General features: G+C 64.0%; 17 protein-coding genes and 1 other RNA gene. 5 read left to right on the top strand and 13 right to left on the bottom strand.

Annotated features, from left to right (window positions below):
* Window positions 1-16: 16 nt before the first annotated feature.
* The 8 genes from QM996_RS18145 to rimP all read right to left on the bottom strand — a co-directional run bounded on the left by QM996_RS18145 (window position 17) and on the right by rimP (window position 9,484).
* Entirely contained in the window at window positions 17-394 is a 378-nt protein-coding gene (locus tag QM996_RS18145; protein WP_500268618.1) for an SH3 domain-containing protein, read from the bottom strand.
* On the bottom strand, window positions 391-2,100 hold the full coding sequence (locus QM996_RS18140; RefSeq protein ID WP_500268617.1) for a sensor histidine kinase: 1,710 nt from the start codon (window positions 2,098-2,100) through the stop codon (window positions 391-393). Before QM996_RS18140 ends, QM996_RS18145 begins: the two co-directional genes overlap by 4 nt.
* 182 nt (window positions 2,101-2,282) lie before the next feature.
* Window positions 2,283-3,218 (bottom strand): tRNA pseudouridine synthase B, encoded by a 936-nt coding sequence (gene truB, locus QM996_RS18135; protein WP_500268616.1) that lies wholly within the window; start codon window positions 3,216-3,218, stop codon window positions 2,283-2,285.
* Between the two features lie 8 nt (window positions 3,219-3,226).
* Entirely contained in the window at window positions 3,227-3,634 is a 408-nt protein-coding gene (gene rbfA / locus QM996_RS18130) for a 30S ribosome-binding factor RbfA (protein ID WP_173515168.1), read from the bottom strand.
* 72 nt (window positions 3,635-3,706) lie between these two features.
* A complete protein-coding gene (infB, locus tag QM996_RS18125; RefSeq protein ID WP_500268615.1) occupies window positions 3,707-6,394 on the bottom strand; it encodes a translation initiation factor IF-2 in 2,688 nt (895 codons plus the stop codon).
* Window positions 6,395-6,499: 105 nt separating this feature from the next.
* Complete coding sequence (locus tag QM996_RS18120; RefSeq protein WP_500268614.1) at window positions 6,500-7,192, bottom strand: YlxR family protein; 693 nt, start codon at window positions 7,190-7,192, stop codon at window positions 6,500-6,502.
* A gap of 5 nt (window positions 7,193-7,197) precedes the next feature.
* Window positions 7,198-8,817 carry a transcription termination/antitermination protein NusA gene (nusA, locus tag QM996_RS18115; RefSeq protein ID WP_500268613.1) on the bottom strand — a complete coding sequence of 540 codons (1,620 nt, stop codon included), beginning with the start codon at window positions 8,815-8,817 and terminating at the stop codon, window positions 7,198-7,200.
* Between the two features lie 46 nt (window positions 8,818-8,863).
* Window positions 8,864-9,484, bottom strand: a complete 621-nt coding sequence (gene rimP, locus QM996_RS18110) for a ribosome maturation factor RimP (protein ID WP_173515164.1) — start codon at window positions 9,482-9,484, stop codon at window positions 8,864-8,866.
* A 272-nt stretch (window positions 9,485-9,756) separates the two neighbouring features.
* Between rimP and QM996_RS18105 the strand changes: the two genes are divergently transcribed.
* The gene (locus QM996_RS18105) at window positions 9,757-11,391 is read left to right on the top strand and encodes an MFS transporter (RefSeq protein ID WP_500268612.1); all 1,635 of its coding nucleotides are present in this window, start codon (window positions 9,757-9,759) and stop codon (window positions 11,389-11,391) included.
* A 103-nt stretch (window positions 11,392-11,494) separates the two neighbouring features.
* On the opposite strand, the gene QM996_RS18100 is transcribed toward QM996_RS18105, so the two are convergent.
* The 5 genes from QM996_RS18100 to ffs form a co-directional block, all read right to left on the bottom strand.
* A complete protein-coding gene (locus QM996_RS18100) occupies window positions 11,495-12,769 on the bottom strand; it encodes a lytic murein transglycosylase (protein ID WP_500268611.1) in 1,275 nt (424 codons plus the stop codon).
* Between the two features lie 10 nt (window positions 12,770-12,779).
* Window positions 12,780-13,385, bottom strand: coding sequence for a recombination mediator RecR (gene recR, locus QM996_RS18095; protein ID WP_429810731.1), 606 nt, complete (start codon window positions 13,383-13,385; stop codon window positions 12,780-12,782).
* A 217-nt stretch (window positions 13,386-13,602) separates the two neighbouring features.
* Window positions 13,603-13,926, bottom strand: coding sequence for a YbaB/EbfC family nucleoid-associated protein (locus QM996_RS18090; RefSeq protein ID WP_500268610.1), 324 nt, complete (start codon window positions 13,924-13,926; stop codon window positions 13,603-13,605).
* A gap of 39 nt (window positions 13,927-13,965) precedes the next feature.
* Window positions 13,966-15,834 (bottom strand): DNA polymerase III subunit gamma/tau, encoded by a 1,869-nt coding sequence (locus QM996_RS18085; protein ID WP_500268609.1) that lies wholly within the window; start codon window positions 15,832-15,834, stop codon window positions 13,966-13,968.
* 45 nt (window positions 15,835-15,879) lie between these two features.
* Window positions 15,880-15,977, bottom strand: an RNA gene (gene ffs / locus QM996_RS18080) — signal recognition particle sRNA small type.
* A 108-nt stretch (window positions 15,978-16,085) separates the two neighbouring features.
* Between ffs and QM996_RS18075 the strand changes: the two genes are divergently transcribed.
* The 4 genes from QM996_RS18075 (at window position 16,086) to QM996_RS18060 (ending at window position 18,659) form a co-directional block, all read left to right on the top strand.
* Window positions 16,086-16,490 carry an HIT family protein gene (locus tag QM996_RS18075; protein WP_500268608.1) on the top strand — a complete coding sequence of 135 codons (405 nt, stop codon included), beginning with the start codon at window positions 16,086-16,088 and terminating at the stop codon, window positions 16,488-16,490.
* 2 nt (window positions 16,491-16,492) lie between these two features.
* Window positions 16,493-17,473: an NAD(+) diphosphatase gene (gene nudC / locus QM996_RS18070; protein ID WP_500268607.1), complete on the top strand. Its 981-nt coding sequence runs from the start codon at window positions 16,493-16,495 to the stop codon at window positions 17,471-17,473.
* A 30-nt stretch (window positions 17,474-17,503) separates the two neighbouring features.
* Window positions 17,504-18,211 carry a helix-turn-helix transcriptional regulator gene (locus QM996_RS18065; protein ID WP_500268606.1) on the top strand — a complete coding sequence of 236 codons (708 nt, stop codon included), beginning with the start codon at window positions 17,504-17,506 and terminating at the stop codon, window positions 18,209-18,211.
* 79 nt (window positions 18,212-18,290) lie between these two features.
* Window positions 18,291-18,659 carry a VOC family protein gene (locus tag QM996_RS18060; protein ID WP_500268605.1) on the top strand — a complete coding sequence of 123 codons (369 nt, stop codon included), beginning with the start codon at window positions 18,291-18,293 and terminating at the stop codon, window positions 18,657-18,659.
* The last annotated feature ends 92 nt before the right edge of the window (window positions 18,660-18,751 follow it).

Below are 18,751 nucleotides of genomic sequence, written 5' to 3'. Positions count from 1 at the left end.
AGGCCGGCAGGACGTATCAGTTGCTCGTCGGGCGCGGTCGCATCGGCGCGGATTTCTGCAGGTCGCGATTGACGGAAACGCAGTCGAGATAGGCTGAAAAAGCCCAGCCAAGCGCGCCGGTCTCATTGGCGACCAGAGACCAGCGCTTGCCCTCGAGATTGCGCTCTCCCGTCTTCGTCACCTTCGTTCCGTTTGACAGCGTCATCACGACCCGACCGTTCGGCGCGTCGCGGATATTAAGCGGCGTCCCGGTCGGGTCCGCGACGGTGCAAGCAATCTCCGTACCGCGCGCCGGCCCGCCGGTTGACAGGACGAGCACCGGGATCGCGGCCAACACAGACAGACGACCGAAAGACCGTTTCATCGCGGGCGCCTTCTTCCGGTTCGCCTTCATGCCCCTTCTTCCTTCTCCTCGCGGGGAATGGTGATCCGCCATTCAATGCCGTCGGCATGCATTACCCGCTCCAGCGCCGCGTTCAGCGCCATGCCGAGCATGCGCTCCAACACCAGGGTCCCGAAGCCCTTGCGGACCGGATCCGAAGGCTTGCCGGCGAGATCAGCGCCCTCCTCCCGCCAGCGAATGGCAATGCCGTCATCCTCCAGCGACCAGCTCAGCTTGACGACCCCGGTGGTGTTGGCAAGCGCGCCATATTTGGTGGCATTCGTCGCAAGTTCGTGCAGGGCCATGCCGAGCGTCTGGGAGATCTGCGTGTCGAGCCTCAGGGCGGGGCCGGAAAGGATCATGCGTTTCGGATCGTCGGGCGTAAACGGCTGCAATTGGTTGAGCGCGAGCTCGCGGAAATCGACGCCTTGCGCCGCATTGGCAACCATCAGATCCGTGGAGCGCGCAAGCCCGGCAATACGCTTGCGGAAGGAGTCGGCGAAGTCCGCGGCACTCTCGGCCGAATAGACCGATTGGTTCAGCATGGACTGGATGACGGTCAGCTGGTTCTTCGAGCGGTGCGCCACCTCGCGCATGAGGAAGCGGATCTCGTTTTCCGCCTTGCTGCGCGCCGCCGCGGCGCGTGCCAGCGCTGCCGAGACCTGCTCGACCTCGGCGATCATGTGCGGCCGGGATTCGATCCGTTCGCCGGCGCCGAGACGGCGCGCATCCTGGGCCACGAGCTTGACGCCCTGCGACAACAGCCGCGCGATCGCCAGCGAGCCGGCGATCGCGATGCCGGCGAAGATGATGCCGCCGAGCGACAGCCAGAGGAAGGACCAGACGGCAGGCGCATCGACCGTCGCGCGCGGCGCCCAGGCAATGATCCGCCAGCCGGTGATCACTGAGAACTCGGTGGCCACCCGGTATTCCGTGCCGCCTTCGCTGATGTTGCGCACACCAATGCTGATCGCCGGCACTTTGTCGAGAAAGAACGGCTGACCGGCCTTGACCGCCGCATCCGAGGAAACGATGACCTTGCCTGCGCCATCGACCAGCGCTGCGTTCCAGCCGGGCGAGAGCGTATCGCGGTTAACGGCCTTGGCCATGTTCTCGGCGTTTTGCGTGAGCGTCAGCAGATACTCCTCGCCGGTCGGAAGTTTCGCCGGCAGGTAAACGTTGAACACCCATTTTCCGGCGGTCTGGCCGAAGAAGACGTTGGAGACGAGTGGCGCGCCGCTGTTGGTGAAGGCGCGCTCGACGGAGTCCGGATCCGAGGCCTTGCTGAGCTGCGCGCCGAAAGGCACGCGCGTGTTGAGCCGCTGGTTGTGCTTCCGGTCGATGACGATCAGGTAGGAATCCGTTTCGGCGAGCGCGGTCGAGGCCCTGCCATAGAAGGCCTGCATGTTGCCGCCTTCGATTTCTTGCGATGTCGACAGCACCTTCAGTGTCGTCAGCATGCCTTCGATGTCACGCTCGACGATACGCGTCACCGACCCGGTCGAGGCCTGCAGCAGCGCCGTGATCACCTGTTCCTGCTGGTCGACGCTGCGCTTCAGCACCACGAGCGAAAAGATGAAGGCCGGAACGATGGCCACCAGCAGCAGCGACGTCAGATAGAAACTGAAAGGCCGGGTCAGGCGATGGCGAAGGAGATCGACGATCGCCGACAGGCCATTCGCCGCCCTTCGCTTTCCTTCGTCCAGCACGCCCGTCACCTCAGTCGCCCGTCTTCATACCGAGCCGCGGCACAGCCGCGTTCGGCGGACGCTGTCGAAGGCGGCGTGACCGCCATTCGGGTCTGGAGCACGGCAAGAAACGGAATCACCTCGGATGGATTAGAAGCCCATGCCGGGGATCATGCGTCAAGGATGGGGCAAAGGCAAACGCTTCCGGGCGTTTAGCCGGTGGCGAAGACACGCTTCGGCCGGAACTCGCCCTCGGCGATCTCGCCGATCGCAACCAGCTTGCCGCGTGCCGTCGCATAGGCTTCAGGCGTCGCAAGCGGGGCATCGCGGCCGCGCAGAATGATCGGGTTGCCCATTCTCAGGCGGTGCGCCTGGTCATCGTTGACGGCGACATGCGGCAGGTTGGAAAGCGCCTCGCCAGTCTCGATCAGATATGCGTCGAGCGCAGCCAGGCGCTCTTCGTCGCTCTCGATTTTTTCCAGCGCCACCAGATCGGCGAGCGGCACCATGTCCTCTTCACCAAACGGCGCGACGAAGGTGCGACGCAGCGAGGCGATATGGCCGAAACAGCCGAGATCGCGCCCCATGTCGCGGGCGAGCGAGCGCACATAGGTACCCTTGCCGCATTCGATTTCGAAATGCGCGAGGTTGGGAGCGGCCCCCAGGAGCGTCAAGCGGTGCACCTCGACCTCGCGGGCGGGGATCTCGACCGTCTCGCCGTCGCGGGCGAGATCGTAGGCGCGCTCGCCGTCGATCTTGATCGCCGAGAACTGCGGCGGCACCTGGCTGATGACGCCGGTATATTTCGGCAGCAGCGCACGGATCGCCTCTTCGATCGGCCGTTCGCTCGACGAGTGCGTGACCTCGCCTTCGAGATCGTCGGTCGAACGTTCCTCACCCCAGGCAACGGTGAATTCGTAGATCTTGCGGCCGTCCATCACGTAAGGGACGGTCTTCGTCGCATCGCCAAGCGCGATCGGCAGCATGCCGGAGGCCAGCGGGTCGAGCGTGCCGGCATGGCCGGCCTTCTGGGCCTTGAACAGCCACTTGATCTTCGAGACGGCTTCGGTGGAGCCGAAGTCGAGCGGCTTGTCGAGGATCAGCCAGCCCGAAATCGGGCGGCCCTTGGGCTTACGCGGTTTGGACATGAAATCTACTATTCTTCGTCTTCGCTGGTCTGGTCGAGATCGCGGCTGACTTCCGGAGAACGCAGGAGCGCATCGATCTTCTTGTAGTTGTCGAAGCTCGTATCGTCGCGGAAACGAACGTCGGGCATGTATTTCATCTGCCGAAGCTGCGGGCCGAGGCGGCCGCGAATGTACTTGGCATTGCGGTTCAGCGCCTCGATGACCTCGGCATGATTGGGCACGCCGAGCGGCGTGACATAGGCCGTGGCAATCTTCAGATCAGGCGACATGCGCACTTCCGAGATCGCGATGACGGTCTTCTCGATCACGGGATCGCGGACTTCGCCACGCTGCAGAACCTGGGTAATGGCAGCGCGCACCTGTTCGCCGACGCGCAGCATGCGCTGTGAAGGGGCAGAGGATGTGGCTTTGCTCATGGACGGTACCTCAAAAAAATGCGAGCGCCGAAGGATAACCCGGCGCCCGCATAATCTCTAATCGGACGGACCTTAAAGCGTCCGCGTGATGTGCTCGACGCGGAAGCACTCGATCGTGTCGCCGGCGCGGATGTCTTCGTAGTTCTCGAAGGCCATGCCGCATTCCTGACCGACGTTGACTTCCGAGACCTCGTCCTTGAAGCGCTTGAGGGTCTTGAGCTTGCCTTCGTGGATAACGACGTTGTCGCGAACCAGACGGACGCCGACGCCACGCTCGACCTTGCCTTCTGTGACGCGGCAACCCGCGACCTTGCCGACCTTGGTGATGTTGAACACCTCCAGGATCTCGGCGTTGCCGAGGAAGGTTTCGCGGCGCTCGGGCGAGAGCAGACCCGACATCGCCGCCTTCACGTCATCCACCAGATCGTAGATGATGTTGTAATAGCGGATCTCGATGCCGGCACGCTCGGCGGCCGAACGGGCCTGCGCGTTGGCGCGGACGTTGAAGCCGATGATCGCGGCATCCGACGCTTCGGCGAGCGAGATGTCGGACTCGGTGATACCACCGGCACCCGAATGCACGATGCGCGCACGCACTTCGTCGGTTCCGAGCTTTTCGAGAGCACCGGCGATCGCTTCGATCGAACCCTGCACGTCGCCCTTGATGACCAGCGGGAACTCCTTGAGACCAGAGGTCTGGAGCTGGCTCATCATCTGCTCGAGCGAACCGCGCGAGCCGGACTGGCGAGCAACCGCCTTCTCGCGAGCAAGCCGCTGGCGGTATTCGGAGATCTCGCGGGCGCGGCCTTCGTTTTCGACGACGGCGAACTTGTCACCGGCAGCCGGCGTGCCCGAAAGGCCGAGAACCTCGACCGGCATCGACGGACCGGCATCCTTGACGTGCTCACCCTTGTCGTTGACGAGCGCGCGCACACGGCCCCACTGATCACCGGCAACGATGATCTGGCCGGGCTTCAGCGTGCCCTTCTGGACGAGGACGGTCGCAACCGCACCGCGGCCACGGTCAAGCTCGGCTTCGACCACCGTACCTTCGGCCGTCCGGTTCGGATTGGCCTTGAGGTCGAGAATTTCGGCCTGAAGCAGGATCGCTTCCAGGAGCTTGTCGAGGTTGGTGCCGTTCTTCGCGGACACTTCCACGTCGAGGACTTCACCGCCCATGGATTCGACGAAGACTTCGTGCTGCAGCAGTTCGGTGCGAACCTTCTGCGCGTTCGCCGTCGGCTTGTCGATCTTGTTGATCGCCACGATGATCGGAACGCCGGCCGCCTTGGCATGGTTGATCGATTCGATCGTCTGCGGCATCACGCTGTCGTCAGCCGCAACCACCAGGATCGCGATATCGGTCGCCTGGGCACCGCGGGCACGCATGGCGGTGAACGCCGCGTGGCCAGGGGTATCGATGAAGGTGATCTTGTTGCCGTTCTGCTCGACCTGGTAGGCGCCGATGTGCTGGGTGATGCCACCGGCTTCGCCGGCCACCACGTTGGCGTGGCGGATCGCATCGAGCAGCGAGGTCTTGCCGTGGTCGACGTGCCCCATGATCGTAACAATCGGCGGACGCGGCAGCATCTCCTCTTCGGCGTCCGAAACGTTGAAGATGCCCTCTTCGACGTCGGATTCCGAAACGCGCTTGACCGTGTGGCCGAATTCGCCGGCGATGAGTTCTGCCATGTCGGCGTCGATCAGATCGCCGGGCTTCATCATCTGACCTTCCTTCATCAGGTACTTGATGACGTCGACGGCGCGTTCGGACATGCGCTGCGACAGTTCCTGAATGGTGATGGTCTCCGGCAGGACCACTTCGCGCGAGATCTTCTCGCGGGTTTCCTGCATCTGGCTGCGCTTGAACTTCTCCTGGCGGCGACGCATGGCCGACAGCGAACGGTTGCGCTGGCCGCCGTCCTCGTCGACCGCAGCCGTCAGCGTCAGCTTGCCCTGGCGGCGGCCGTCGTCGCCCTTCGGGCGGGCCGGAACCTTGGCGGGCTCAGGACGCACGACCTTGCCGCGCGCCGGGCCGGCATTGCTGCGCGAGCCGCGATCGTCGTCTTCGTCATCGCTGCGGCGACCACGGGCAGCAACGCCCGCAGGTGCCGGCGGTGCGGCAGCAGGTGCCGGACGCGGCGATTGCGGACGATTGTCGGGGCGACGCTCGGCGACGGGCGCCGGTGCAGCGACCGCGGCGGCAGCAGGGCGCTCCGCGACCGGTTCGGCCGGCTTCTCGGCAACGACGCGCGCAGCTTCTTCAGCGGCGCGACGCTCTGCCTCTTCCTTCTCGCGGAGGATCCGTTCTTCTTCCTCGCGCTTGCGGCGGGCTTCATCCTCGGCGCGGCGCTTGGCTTCCTCGGCATCGCGGATCTGGGCTTCGGCCAGGGCGCGACGACGGGCTTCCATCTCACCGGCGGAGAGATCGTTCAGGACGACGCCGACGCGCGGGCGGTTCTGCTCCTGGCGCGGCTGATGTGCCTGTGGCTGCGGCGCCGGACGGCCCGAAGGCTGCGGCTGTTGAGGGCGCTGCTCTGCCGGCCGCGCGGCGGGAGCCGCGCTCACGGGCGTGATCGGGCGCTCGTCCTTGTGCCGATTGAAAGAAGTCGGGCGCTTTCTGGTTTCGACCACGACCGCTTTGGTGCGGCCGCGGCCCATGTCCTGACGCACCGTTCCCTGCTGAACCCCATGGGGCTTCAGGGTCAGCGTCTTCTTGCCTGCTACGCTGATGGTCTTGTCGTCTTTGTCGTCGGTCATTCCGTTCCGTTCCTAGCGATCAGGCCCGGATGCGTATCACCCGACCCCGTCTTCCAATTTGTCTCAAACAATACCCGCGATGCCGGCACTCGCCGGTGACGCGCGTCATTGCTGTGGCTTGCCAGCGCCGCCTTCGGCCCGGACCGGGACGGATCCTCGGTACTTTTCGAGCATGATTGCGCGCTTCACTACACCCTCACCCGCCTGCCCTGCAAGCGCTGCGGCATGGATAAAAGCATTACTTCCCAAAAGGCCCTCCATTTCCGCCCCGGTGAAGGGACGGAACGAAGGTATTTCCGTTTCGTCGTCGGCCACGAAGCTCATCGCCTTGCGGGCCTGGTCTATCTTGCGCACGCCGTCGGCCGCAGCATCGGCCGCATGGAATACGGCAAGCGCCGCAAGTCCGCGCACGGCCTGCTCCGTCTTCGTCGCGCCGGAGATGAACTGAGCCGCCTTGCGCGCCATGTTCATCATGCCGGCCAACTGCTCGGCGAGCAGCCGGTCGACGTCGTCGGCAAGCGTCGCGTCGGCCTTGACGTCCGCCTTCAGGGCGCGGGCGAAGAACTTCTTCGCCACCGCCTTTTCGACGAGCGCCCGCTCGGCCTTCACCCAGCAGCCGCGTCCCGGAAGCTGCCGCTTCAGATCGGGAACGACGCGACCGTCGGGCCCGGCAACGAAGCGGATCAACTCGTCGGGCGAACCGCTTTCACGGGTGACGATGCAGGTCCGCGTGCTGCCGTTCCGATCCTTCGGCCCCCTATCCGAGGGCAGGGCGTCGGCATCATCAGAGGCGATCATCGTCCTTAGGCGTCCTGCTCGGCGCCTTCGGCAACGTCGATCGGCTCTTCGCCTTCGGCCTCATCGCTTGCCAGATCCTCTTCCGTGATCCAACCGGCCGCCAGACGGGCCTGAACGATCATGGCTTCGGCTTCGGCGCGCGAAACGTCGAACTTCGAGAAAGTGCCCTCGAAGCGCTTGGTCTCGCCGTCCTTGCGCTCGCTCCAGCCGACGAGATCATCGGCGGCGCAACCGGCAAAGTCCTCGATCGTCTTGATGCCTTCTTCGCCCAGCGCAACGAGCATCTGGCTCGTCAGGCCGTCGATCGAGCGCAGCTCGTCGGCAACGCCGAGCTCCTTGCGCTTGGCATCCATTTCCGCTTCGAGCTTGTCGAGGAACTCGCGCGCACGGGTCTGGATCTCGGTTGCGGTCTCCTCGTCGAAGCCGTCGATCGACGAGATTTCGTCGAGATCGACATAGGCGAGCTCCTCGACGGCGGCAAAGCCCTCGGAAGCCAGAACCTGGCCGACCATTTCGTCGACGTCGAGTGCTTCCATGAAGAGGTTGGTGCGCTCGGTGAATTCCTTCTGGCGACGCTCGCTCTCTTCCTGCTCGGTGAGGATGTCGATGTCCCAGCCGGTCAGCTGCGACGCGAGGCGAACGTTCTGGCCGCGACGGCCGATGGCGAGCGAAAGCTGCTCGTCCGGAACGACCACTTCGATGCGCTCCGCATCTTCGTCGAGAACGACCTTGGCCACTTCCGCCGGCTGCAGCGCATTGACGATGAACGACGCCGGATCCTGCGACCACGGAATGATGTCGATCTTTTCGCCCTGGAGTTCGCCGACGACCGCCTGAACGCGCGAGCCGCGCATACCGACGCAGGCGCCGACCGGGTCGATCGACGAGTCGTTCGAGACCACTGCGATCTTGGCGCGCGAACCCGGGTCACGGGCAACCGACTTGATCTGAATGATGCCGTCGTAGATCTCGGGCACTTCCATGGTGAAGAGCTTCACCATGAACTGCGGATGGGTACGCGACAGGAAGATCTGCGGGCCGCGCTGCTCGCGGCGAACGTCGTAGACGAAGGCGCGGACGCGGTCGCCGTAGCGCATGTTTTCGCGCGGGATCATCTCGTCACGGCGGATGATGCCTTCGCCACGACCGAGGTCGACGATGACGTTGCCGTATTCGACGCGCTTGACCGTGCCGTTGACGATCTCGCCGACGCGATCCTTGAACTCGTCGTACTGGCGATCACGCTCGGCTTCACGGACCTTCTGCACGATGACCTGCTTGGCCGACTGGGCGGCAATACGGCCGAAGTCCATCGGCGGAAGCGGATCGGCGATGAAATCGCCGAGCTTGGCATCCGGATTGCGATCGCGAGCAAGCTCGAGCGGAATCTGCGTGGAATAGTCGTCAGCCTTCTCGACGACTTCCAGGAGTCGCTGCAGGCGGATTTCACCGGTCTTCGAGTTGATGTCGGCGCGGATGTTCGATTCCGACCCATAGCGCGAGCGGGCGGCCTTCTGGATCGCATCGGCCATTGCGGCCAGAACGATCTCGCGGTCGATCACCTTTTCACGCGCGACGGCATCCGCGATCTGCAGAAGCTCGAGCCGGTTAGCACTGACTGCCATGTCTTGTCTCCGTTTGGGTTGCAGGGGGCTTCACGCTCCGCCCGACTTATTCCTCAATAGGTGAATCTTCGTCTTCGAAATTCTCGTTCGCGGCGCGCGCAGCCTTCGCCTTCTTGTCGGCCGTCAGCGCATCGCGGATCAGATCGTCGGTCAGGATCAGCCGCGCTTCGGAAAGCGTGGTGAACGGGATGACGACAACCGGTTCCTCACCATACGCAGGCTGGTCGCGCTCGAGCCGGAAACCATCGTCGTCGACGGAAACGATCTTGCCGCGGAACCGCTTGCGGCCATCGACCAGAACCGACGTCTCGCATTTCAGCAGGTGACCCTGCCAGCGGAAGAAGTCGGACTTGCGCACCATCGGGCGGTCGATGCCCGGCGACGACACTTCGAGATGATACGCCTTGTCGATCGGATCTTCCACATCGAGCACCGGCGAAATGGCCTTGGAGATCTCTTCGCAGTCCTCGACGGTCATGGTGCCGTCGTTGCGCTCGGCCATGATCTGCAGCGTCAGTCCGTTCTGGCCGGACATGCGCACGCGCACCAGGCGGTAGCCCATCGGCACAATGACCGGCTCGATGATATCGGCAATGCGCTGGTCGAGACCGGTTTCGGTGATCAGGCGCGGTTCATTTGCATTTTCAGCCGTTGTCGTATCGGACAAACGATCATCTCCTCATCGGACCGGCTAATAAAAAAGAGCGGGTCCTGACGGGCCCACTCTTCATCTACCGATCAAGAATTTGAGGCTCATATACGCTTCATCGCCGCAAATTGCAAGGCGTTGGGCCATCCGCTCCGAATGCCTCGATCCGCGCCCAGCCGACGATCTTCGACGACAAGGTCAATTTCAGCGGGTGGCACTTCGCGTCCTCCGGCCTATAACAGGAATCGAACCGCTTCGAGACGACAATCAAGGACAAGAGAGAAGACGAGGTGCCCCACCGTATTTCGCCGCTTGCACCCTTCAAGCACGACATCTTCCGCACGATCTGGATTGCGAGCCTCGCATCCAACTTCGGCGGCCTCATCCAATCGGTCGGCGCCGCCTGGCTGATGACCTCGATCTCCTCATCGGCGAACATGGTGGCGCTGGTGCAGGCATCGACCTCGCTGCCGATCATGCTCTTTTCGCTCGTCTCGGGTGCGCTTGCCGACAATTTCGATCGACGGCGGATCATGCTGGTGGCGCAGTGTTTCATGCTGCTCGTCTCGGCGCTCCTGACGATCTGTGCCTATGTCGGGCTGATCACGCCCTGGCTGCTCCTGCTCTTCACCTTCCTCATCGGCTGCGGTACGGCGCTCAACAACCCATCCTGGCAGGCCTCGGTCGGCGACATGGTCCCGCGTGACGACCTGCCAGCCGCAGTGGCGCTGAACAGCATGGGCTTCAACATCACCCGCAGCGTCGGCCCCGCCATCGGTGGTGCGATCGTTGCGGCGGCCGGTGCTGCGTCCGCCTTTTTCGCCAACACGCTCAGCTATTTCGCGATCCTTTTCGCGCTGCTGCGCTGGCGCCGAGAGGTGCCGACGAACACCCTGCCGCGCGAGACGCTGGGCCGCGCCATATCCGCGGGCCTGCGCTATGTCGCCATGTCGCCCAACATCGGCAAGGTGCTGTTGCGCGGCTTCCTCTTCGGCCTCTCGGCCAGCGCGATCCTCGCACTGCTGCCGCTCGTCGCTCGCGACCTCGTTCAAGGCGGGCCGCTCACCTACGGCCTGATGCTCGGCGCCTTCGGCCTCGGGGCGATCGGCGGGGCGCTGCTCAGCGCGCGCTTGCGAGAGAAGCTGTCGAGCGAAGCGATCGTGCGCATCGCCTTCACCGGTTTTGCCGCCAGCGCCGTGATCACGGCGATCAGCACCTATGCCTGGCTGAGCTGTCTCGTGCTGCTCATCTCCGGTGCCTGCTGGGTGCTGGCGCTGTCGCTCTTCAACACGACCGTACAGCTTTCGACGCCGCGCTGGGTCGTCGGGCGGGCCCTTTCGCTCTACCAGACGATGACCTTCGGCGGCATTGCCGGCGGCAGCTGGCTCTGGGGTACGGCCGCCGAACAATACGGCGCCGCCAACGCACTGATGGGCTCCTGTCTGCTGATGTTCGCTGGCGTCGTGGTCGGCTTCCGGCTGCCCCTGCCGGAGTTCACTTCGCTGAACCTCGATCCGCTCAACCGCTTCAACGAACCGCCGCTCGAGCTGGATCTGAAGCCGCGCAGCGGCCCGATCGTCATCATGATCGACTACGAGATTGCCGATGGCGACATCCCGGAATTCCTGACGACGATGGCGGAACGCCGGCGCATCCGCATCCGTGACGGCGCGGGACATTGGGCGCTGATGCGCGACCTCGAAAACCCGACCACCTGGACCGAGACCTACCACGTGCCGACCTGGGTCGAATATGTGCGCCACAACCAGCGCCGCACCCAGGCCGACGCCGCCGTGGGCGACAAGCTGACGGCGCTGCACAGCGGCGCTGCACCACCGAGGGTGCACCGGATGATCGAGCGCCAGACGATCGTGCCGACCCACTACGAGCGCTACAAGCGCCAGGTCAATGTCGACATGCACTGAGGTCCTTCGGCAGCGCCTGCACCGACATCGACCGAGACAACAACAGAGGCGTTGCACTGCAGGGCCTCTTTCGTGTCGGCATTCCGCGCCTGGCTGGAACGACCTAGCGCAGCTTCGCCTTCAGCGAAGCATCGGGGAAACAGGTCGCGGCAAGGCCGCTCTTTACCTGCCAGTCGCCGAGCGAGCGACGCGTCTTGTAGCCGGGAAGACCGTCGACCTTGCCGACATCGTATCCCTTGGCAACGAGCGCCTTCTGCATCGCGAGAACGTCCGAGCGCAGCATGTTGCCGACGTCGCCCCAGTCGCCACGGAACGCGCCGCCGCCGGTGGCGATGCGGTCGGCGAGATTGCCGATGAACAGCGCGTAGAGGTCGGAATTGTTGTACTCCTTGAGCACGTAGAAGTTCGGCGTGACGATGAATTCCGGCCCGTGCCGGCCGGCCGGCACCAGCATCATCGAGGATGCCGAAAGCTCGTGCGACGGGAACCCCTTGCCGGAGATCCGTGTGATGCCCTTGTCGGCCCAGTCCGAGATCGGCCGGGCAAGGTCCGGCCCTTCCTGCGCGCAGGAAACGGCTTCGGGGATCGACACTTCAAAACCCCAGTCGCGGCCGCGCTGCCAGCCTTTCTTGACGAGATAGTTGGCGATCGAAGCCAGGCTGTCCGGCACCGAATTCCAGATGTCGCGGCGGCCGTCGCCGTCGAAATCGACGGCATATTGCAGGAAGCTCGACGGCATGAACTGCGGCTGGCCCATGGCGCCGGCCCAGGAGCCGCGCATCGCCGCCTCATCGACGTCGCCGCTGTCGAGGATGTGCAGCGCCGCGATCAGCTCACGCCGGAAAAGATCGGGCCGCGTCGACATGAAGGCCTTGGTCGCCAGCACGTCTACGACCGGATAGGGGATCTTGGCACGGCCGAAGCCGGATTCACGCCCCCAGATCGCCACGACCACCGAACCCGGGACGCCATAGGTGCGTTCGATCTTCTTCAGGGTCGAGGCATGGGTGGAGGCAAGGCTGCGGCCGGTCGCCGCGAGCCCCTGCAGGCGCTTCTCTGAAAAGTAGCTGCCGGGCGAGGAGAACTCCGCCTGGCTCTGCTTCTGCTCCTTCGGCTTCGGAAAACCGGGCGGCGCCAGATCCGGCAGGTCCCAGTTGAGCTTCACCTCGGAAAACGCCGCCTTGAACGAACCGGCAGAAATGCCTGCCTGCTTCGCTTCCGGCCAGAGGTCGTTCTGCAGCCAGGTGCGGAATTGAGCTTCGACATCCGCCTTGGTGACGGCGTGAGCGGGAAGGTGAAGGGCAAGGAAGGCCGCGATGGCCGCAAGGAGGCGTGCACGACCGGCAAATAGTGAGCGAACACGAGACTTCAAGCGCATCGGCATCCCTTCAGATCGACGTGCGGGCGCGAAGTGCTGCCGCCAGCGTGCCTTCGTCGAGGTAGTCCAGCTCGCCGCCGACCGGTACACCATGGGCGAGCCGGGTGATCTTCACCTCCATGCCCTCGAGCTGGTCGGTGATGTAGTGCGCCGTGGTCTGGCCCTCGACCGTCGCATTGACGGCGATGATCAGTTCGCGAACGCCGCCATTGGCGACGCGCTGGACGAGCCCCTTGATGTTGAGATCGTCAGGACCGACGCCGTCGAGCGGCGAAAGCGTACCGCCGAGCACATGATAGGCGGCGTTCAGCGCCCCCGCCCGTTCCAGTGCCCAGAGATCGGACACGTCCTCGACGACGATGATGACCGACTGGTCGCGACGCTCGTCGGAGCAGACGGTGCAGGGATCGATCGTATCGACATTGCCGCAGCAGGAGCAGATCCGGACCTTGCGGTGCGCCTCGCCCATCGCATCGGCGAGCGGGCCCAGCAACTGATCCTTCTTCTTGACGAGATGGAGGGCGGCGCGGCGGGCCGAGCGCGGCCCGAGCCCCGGGACCTTTGCCAGGAGCTGGATGAGTTTTTCGATTTCGGGGCCGGTGACTCGTTTTGCCATGCCGCGCTTTTAGCCCATATCGGCCCCGAACGGAATCGCCTTCGAAGCGCCAGGACGATGCTTTCAGGGTATCTCGGGCGCCTGTGGTCGCAAGCCCTGCCTGGCGACGAGCTCGCTCTCGTGCGGAGCGAAAGCGGCTATGTCTGCCCGGACTGGATAGACTGGATAGATGGACCAGGGCGCTTACGCCCTGCAATCTCTTCGAGGGCGAAGACGATCAGAACGGCAGCTTCATGCCGGGCGGGATCGGCAGACCGGCGGTCAGTTCGCGGGTCTTTTCCGCCTGGACGGCTTCGGCCTTGTCCTTGGCGTCCTTGTGGGCCGCAACGATCAGGTCTTCGAGGATCTCGACATCATCTTCCTTGAAGAGCGAGGGGTCGATCTTCAGGCTCTTGAGGGTGCCTTTGCCGTCGAGGCGGACGGTCACCAGACCACCGCCGGAAGTGCCGTCGACTTCGATTGCGGCGATCTCCGCCTGCATCTTCTCCATCTTGGCCTGCATTTCCTTGACCTTGCCCATCATCCCCATGATGTCGCGCATCGTCGTCTCCTGTTGTTCTGTTTCTGCTCGCAGACGGGACTATTCGATGTCGTCGCCAGGGACGATATCGCCATCGGCGGATTCGGCTGTCGCCGGAGCAACGCTCTCGGCCTCTTCCTCGACGGCGCGAATGCGCACGTCGGTGATCTTTGCGCCCGGGAACCGGGCGAGAATGGCGGCAACGTCCGGATCCTGGCGCGCATCGTTGACGCGTTGCTCCTGCGCCCGCTGCTCGGCCTCGATCAACGTCGGCTCACCGCGCTCGCGGCTGTAGCTGACGATCCAATGGATGCCGGTCCATTCCTTGAGCTTGACGGCCAGCTCGCCGAGCAGCGTCTTCGGCGCGTCGTCGGAGACGTTGACGTCCAGGCGACCGGGCTCGATATGCACGAGCCGCAGGAAGCCGCGCACCAGCGTCTTCAGCTTGATGTCGCGGTTCTTGGCACAAAGTTCGGCGATATCCGCGATCGAATTGACCGGCACCGACGGCTGCGGCTTGGCGGCCGTAACTGCCATTGGCCGCTCCTCGATGCGACCGACCGTGACCGGCTCAGGTGCCGCATCCGGCACCGCGCGCAGCATCGTCGCGCCATTGCTCGTCGGGCGCTGCGTCGGTATCGCCTGGGTGGCCTGCGCCGAAACCGGGCCTGAGGGCGAGGCCTGGGCTCCGCCGCCGCTGCCGCCGGCCGATCCCGGGCGGGCACCGCCGCCTTCGCCACCGGAAAGCTCGAGCAGACGCCGCGCAGCCTCTTCCGGCGCCGGCAGATGTGCGGCATGTGCCAGCCGGATCAGCACCATTTCGGCCGCACCCGCAGGTCGCGACGAACTTTCGGCTTCCGAAATGCCCTTCAGAAGCATCTGCCAGATGCGCGAGAGCGCCGTAACGGCGACGCTTTCGGCGAAGACGGCGCCGCGGGTGCGTTCGATCTCGCTCAGCGACTGATCGTTGACCGCATCCGGCACGTATTTCATCCGCGTAACCAGATGGGTGAAATCGGCAAGGTCGGTCAGCACGACCGTCGGATTGGCGCCGGCCTCATACTGGGCGGTGAATTCCTGAAGCGCCGCAGCAACGTCGCCTTTGATGATATGGTCGAAGAGGTCGACGATACGGGCGCGGTCGGCAAGGCCGAGCATGGAGCGCACGGTCTCGACCTCGACCGCGCCGCCGCCGTGCGCAATCGCCTGGTCGAGCAGCGACAAGCCGTCGCGTGCCGAGCCTTCGGCAGCGCGGGCGACCATCGCGAGCGCCTCGGGATCGAAGGAAACGCCTTCCTTGCCGAGGATCGTCGAGAACAGGCCGACGAGATCAGAGGCGCTGATGCGACGCAGATCGAAACGCTGACAACGCGACAGGACCGTGATCGGGACTTTTCGGATTTCGGTGGTCGCGAAGATGAACTTCACATGCTCGGGCGGCTCTTCGAGCGTCTTCAACAGGCCGTTGAAGGCCTGGGTCGAGAGCATGTGCACTTCGTCGATGATGTAGACCTTGTAGCGCGCCGAGACCGGGCGGTAGCGCACCTGCTCGATGATCTCTCTGATGTCGTCGATACCGGTATGCGAGGCGGCGTCCATTTCGATGACGTCGACATGGCGGCCGTCCATGATCGCCTGGCAATGCTCGCCCGGCACGCGCAGGTCGATCGTCGGCCTGTCGGTGTCCGATGTCTTGTAGTTCAGCGCGCGGGCGAGGATACGGGCGGTGGTGGTCTTGCCGACCCCGCGCACCCCGGTCAGCATGTAGGCCTGCGCGATGCGCCCCGTTTCAAAAGCGTTGGTGAGCGTGCGCACCATCGGCTCCTGGCCGACCATCAGGTCAGAGAAATCCTTGGGGCGGTACTTGCGCGCCAGAACACGGTAGGCGGCCGGTTTCTCAACGGATGAAATGGACGTGTCGTCGCTCATCGACCCTGCCGCTGTTCGAACTCTTGTCCCGACAGGACGGAAAAGGTGGGAGGCTGGCACGATGACCCGTGCCGGGGCTCGTTAGGGCTGCTTCCTTCCGGACCTGACCCGGTTGGCGAGTGGCTCGTCCACCACCAACCTCCCGGCTTCCATATCGGCAATATCGAAAGCAAATGCAAGCCAAGCCATCAAAAAACTGATATCGATATGCAAAACAAGGCGAATCCGTTGTCTTGACTGAGGAGAATGCGTTGGCGACCTTCACCCTTGACGACCGGCTCGAACGCGACGGCATCCCGATCGCCTCGATCGGCCTTTGCCAGATGCGGCTGATGAATGACCGTCGCTGGCCCTGGCTCGTGCTCATTCCGCAGCGTGAAGGCATTTCGGAAATCTTCGACCTGACTCCGCTCGACCAGACGATGCTGACCTTCGAGACGACGATGGCGGCAAACGCCCTCAAGAAGGTCACCGGCGCCGAAAAGATCAATATCGGCGCATTGGGCAATATCGTCCGGCAGCTACATGTGCATATCATTGCCCGCAGCGACGGCGACCCGAACTGGCCGGGGCCAGTCTGGGGCTTCGGCAAGTCGGAGCCGTGGGACGAGAAAGAACATCAGGCCTTCGCAGCGCGCATTCTGGAAAACCTCTGAACATGACGAAATCGATCTTTGACCTTCATAGCCCGCATCCGGAGCCAAGTACCCTCGTCGCCTTTTCCGAAAACCATCTGGACCGCCAGTCCGAACACCGCGCCGACGATTGCGTCGAAGTGGCGCTCAAGCATCCGGGCGCCCATTTCCTGGCCTTCTCCGGACCGAAGCTGATCGTCAAGCACGACGAGAAGATCATCGACCCGCTGTTCGCCCCTTACGAACTCGAAGGGCTCGAACCGATGCTCGACGAGACGATCCTGCTCGGCTACCTGCCGAACGGCGAGCCACGGCTGGCGGTGCCGACCGGTCTCACCGAAGAGACGATCACTGAGCCGTTCAAGATTGCCGACGGCCGCACGCTCTACCGCCAACAGATGCTGCCGGAGGAATTGCTCGGCCAGTTCGCGCAAGGATCGAGCCTGATTACCTGGAACGCCAGCAACCGCTTCTGCGGCCGCTGTGCCGGACCGATGGAAGGCGCAGCCGGCGGCTACCGTCGCGTCTGCACCGCCTGCGGCCATATGGTCTTCCCGCGGACGGACCCAGTCGTCATCATGATGACCATCGACCTCGAACGCGATCTCTGCCTGCTCGGCCGCAGCCCGCATTTCGCGCCGGGCATGTATTCCTGCCTCGCCGGCTTCGTCGAGCCCGGCGAGACGATCGAAAACGCGGTGCGGCGCGAAACGTTCGAGGAGTCCGGCATCCATATCGGCCGGGTGCGCTACCATGCCTCGCAGCCCTGGCCGATGCCGCACACGTTGATGATCGGCTGCTATGCCGAAGCGAAATCGATCGTCATCAAGCGGGACGAGCAGGAACTGGAGGACGTGCGCTGGTTCACCCGCGAGGAAACGATCGCGATGCTCGAACGCTCGACCGGCGTTGCCGATACCGGCGACGAGCATATTCCGCCGCCGAAGGGCGCGATTGCGCACCAGTTGATGCGCGACTGGCTCGCCTGGGGCGAACGGGCCTGATGGCATCAGGATGGCGATAGGAGGCTGGCCTTGTCCCGCTCCGAACGATTGCTCGATCTTCTGCAGGTGCTGAGGCGCTACCGCCAGCCGGTGAGCGGCCAGAAGCTGGCGGAAGAAACCGGCGTCAGTCTCAGAACGCTCTATCGCGACATCGCCAGCCTGCAGGCCCAGGGCGCCCATATCGAGGGCGAACCGGGGCTCGGATATGTGCTGAAACCCGGCTTCATGCTGCCGCCGATGATGTTCTCGGCGGAGGAAATCGAGGCACTCGTGCTCGGATCGCGCTGGGTCTCCAAGCGCACCGACGACGATCTCGCGGGTGCCGCAGCGAACGCGCTCGCCAAGATCGCAGCGGTGCTCCCGGCCGAGCTTCGCGACGAGCTGGATAGCTCCACCCTGCTCGTCGGGCCGAGCCCGCCGGCCACCAACGGCATCGACATCGCCGCACTCAGGCGGGCGATCCGCAACGAACGCAAGGTGGAACTCAGCTACGTCGACAACGACGGCAGCGAAACGGAGCGGACGATCTGGCCTTTTGCACTCGGCTTCTTCGAAAATGTCCGCATGGTCATGGCCTGGTGTGAACTCCGCCTGGACTTCCGACACTTCCGCGCCGACCGCATGCGCCAGATGACGGTCATCGAGGCACGCTACCCCCGCCGCCGACAGGTGCTGATGAAGGACTGGCGCGCCAGCCAGAATATTGCCGCGTCGAACCGACGGACGGTCGGCTCCTGACGCGCGCTGCACGATACTGACAGAAATTGGCAGCGGCCGAACCTAGCCTGCAACTCCCGCAACAAGGAGGCAGAGCAGCATGGCCAAGGCAAATCTCATCGTACTTTATGTCAAGGACCCGCTGGCAAGCGTCGAGTTCTATCGCAAGATCCTCGAACAAGAACCGCGCGTCGTCTACCAGACCTTTTCGTCCTTCGAGCTACCCGGCGGCTTCACGCTCGGGCTCTGGGCCGAACACACGGTCGCGCCGGAGCCGACGGCATCAGGCCATCGCTCGGAACTCGCATTCATGGTGGAGGATGAGGGCGCGGTGCGCGCGCATTACGACAAATGGAAAGCGGAAGGCCTGCAGATTGCGCAGGAACTGACCGAGATGGATTTCGGTCCGACTTTCGTCGCGCTCGATCCGGATGGTCACCGGCTGCGCGTCTGCCTCTACGATTCGTGACGGGGAAGGCAGCGGCGCGCATCCCGCCGACCGCTGCAGCGCCGCACATCTCGCGAGATGTGCAAAGGTCGCTGCAGCATTTTGAAGTGCGG

This window comes from Sinorhizobium chiapasense (assembly GCF_045277575.1).
Lineage (GTDB): Bacteria > Pseudomonadota > Alphaproteobacteria > Rhizobiales > Rhizobiaceae > Ensifer > Ensifer chiapasense_A.
Note: the sequence above shows the minus strand (reverse complement) of the source record. Positions and strands in the feature narration are given on the sequence as shown.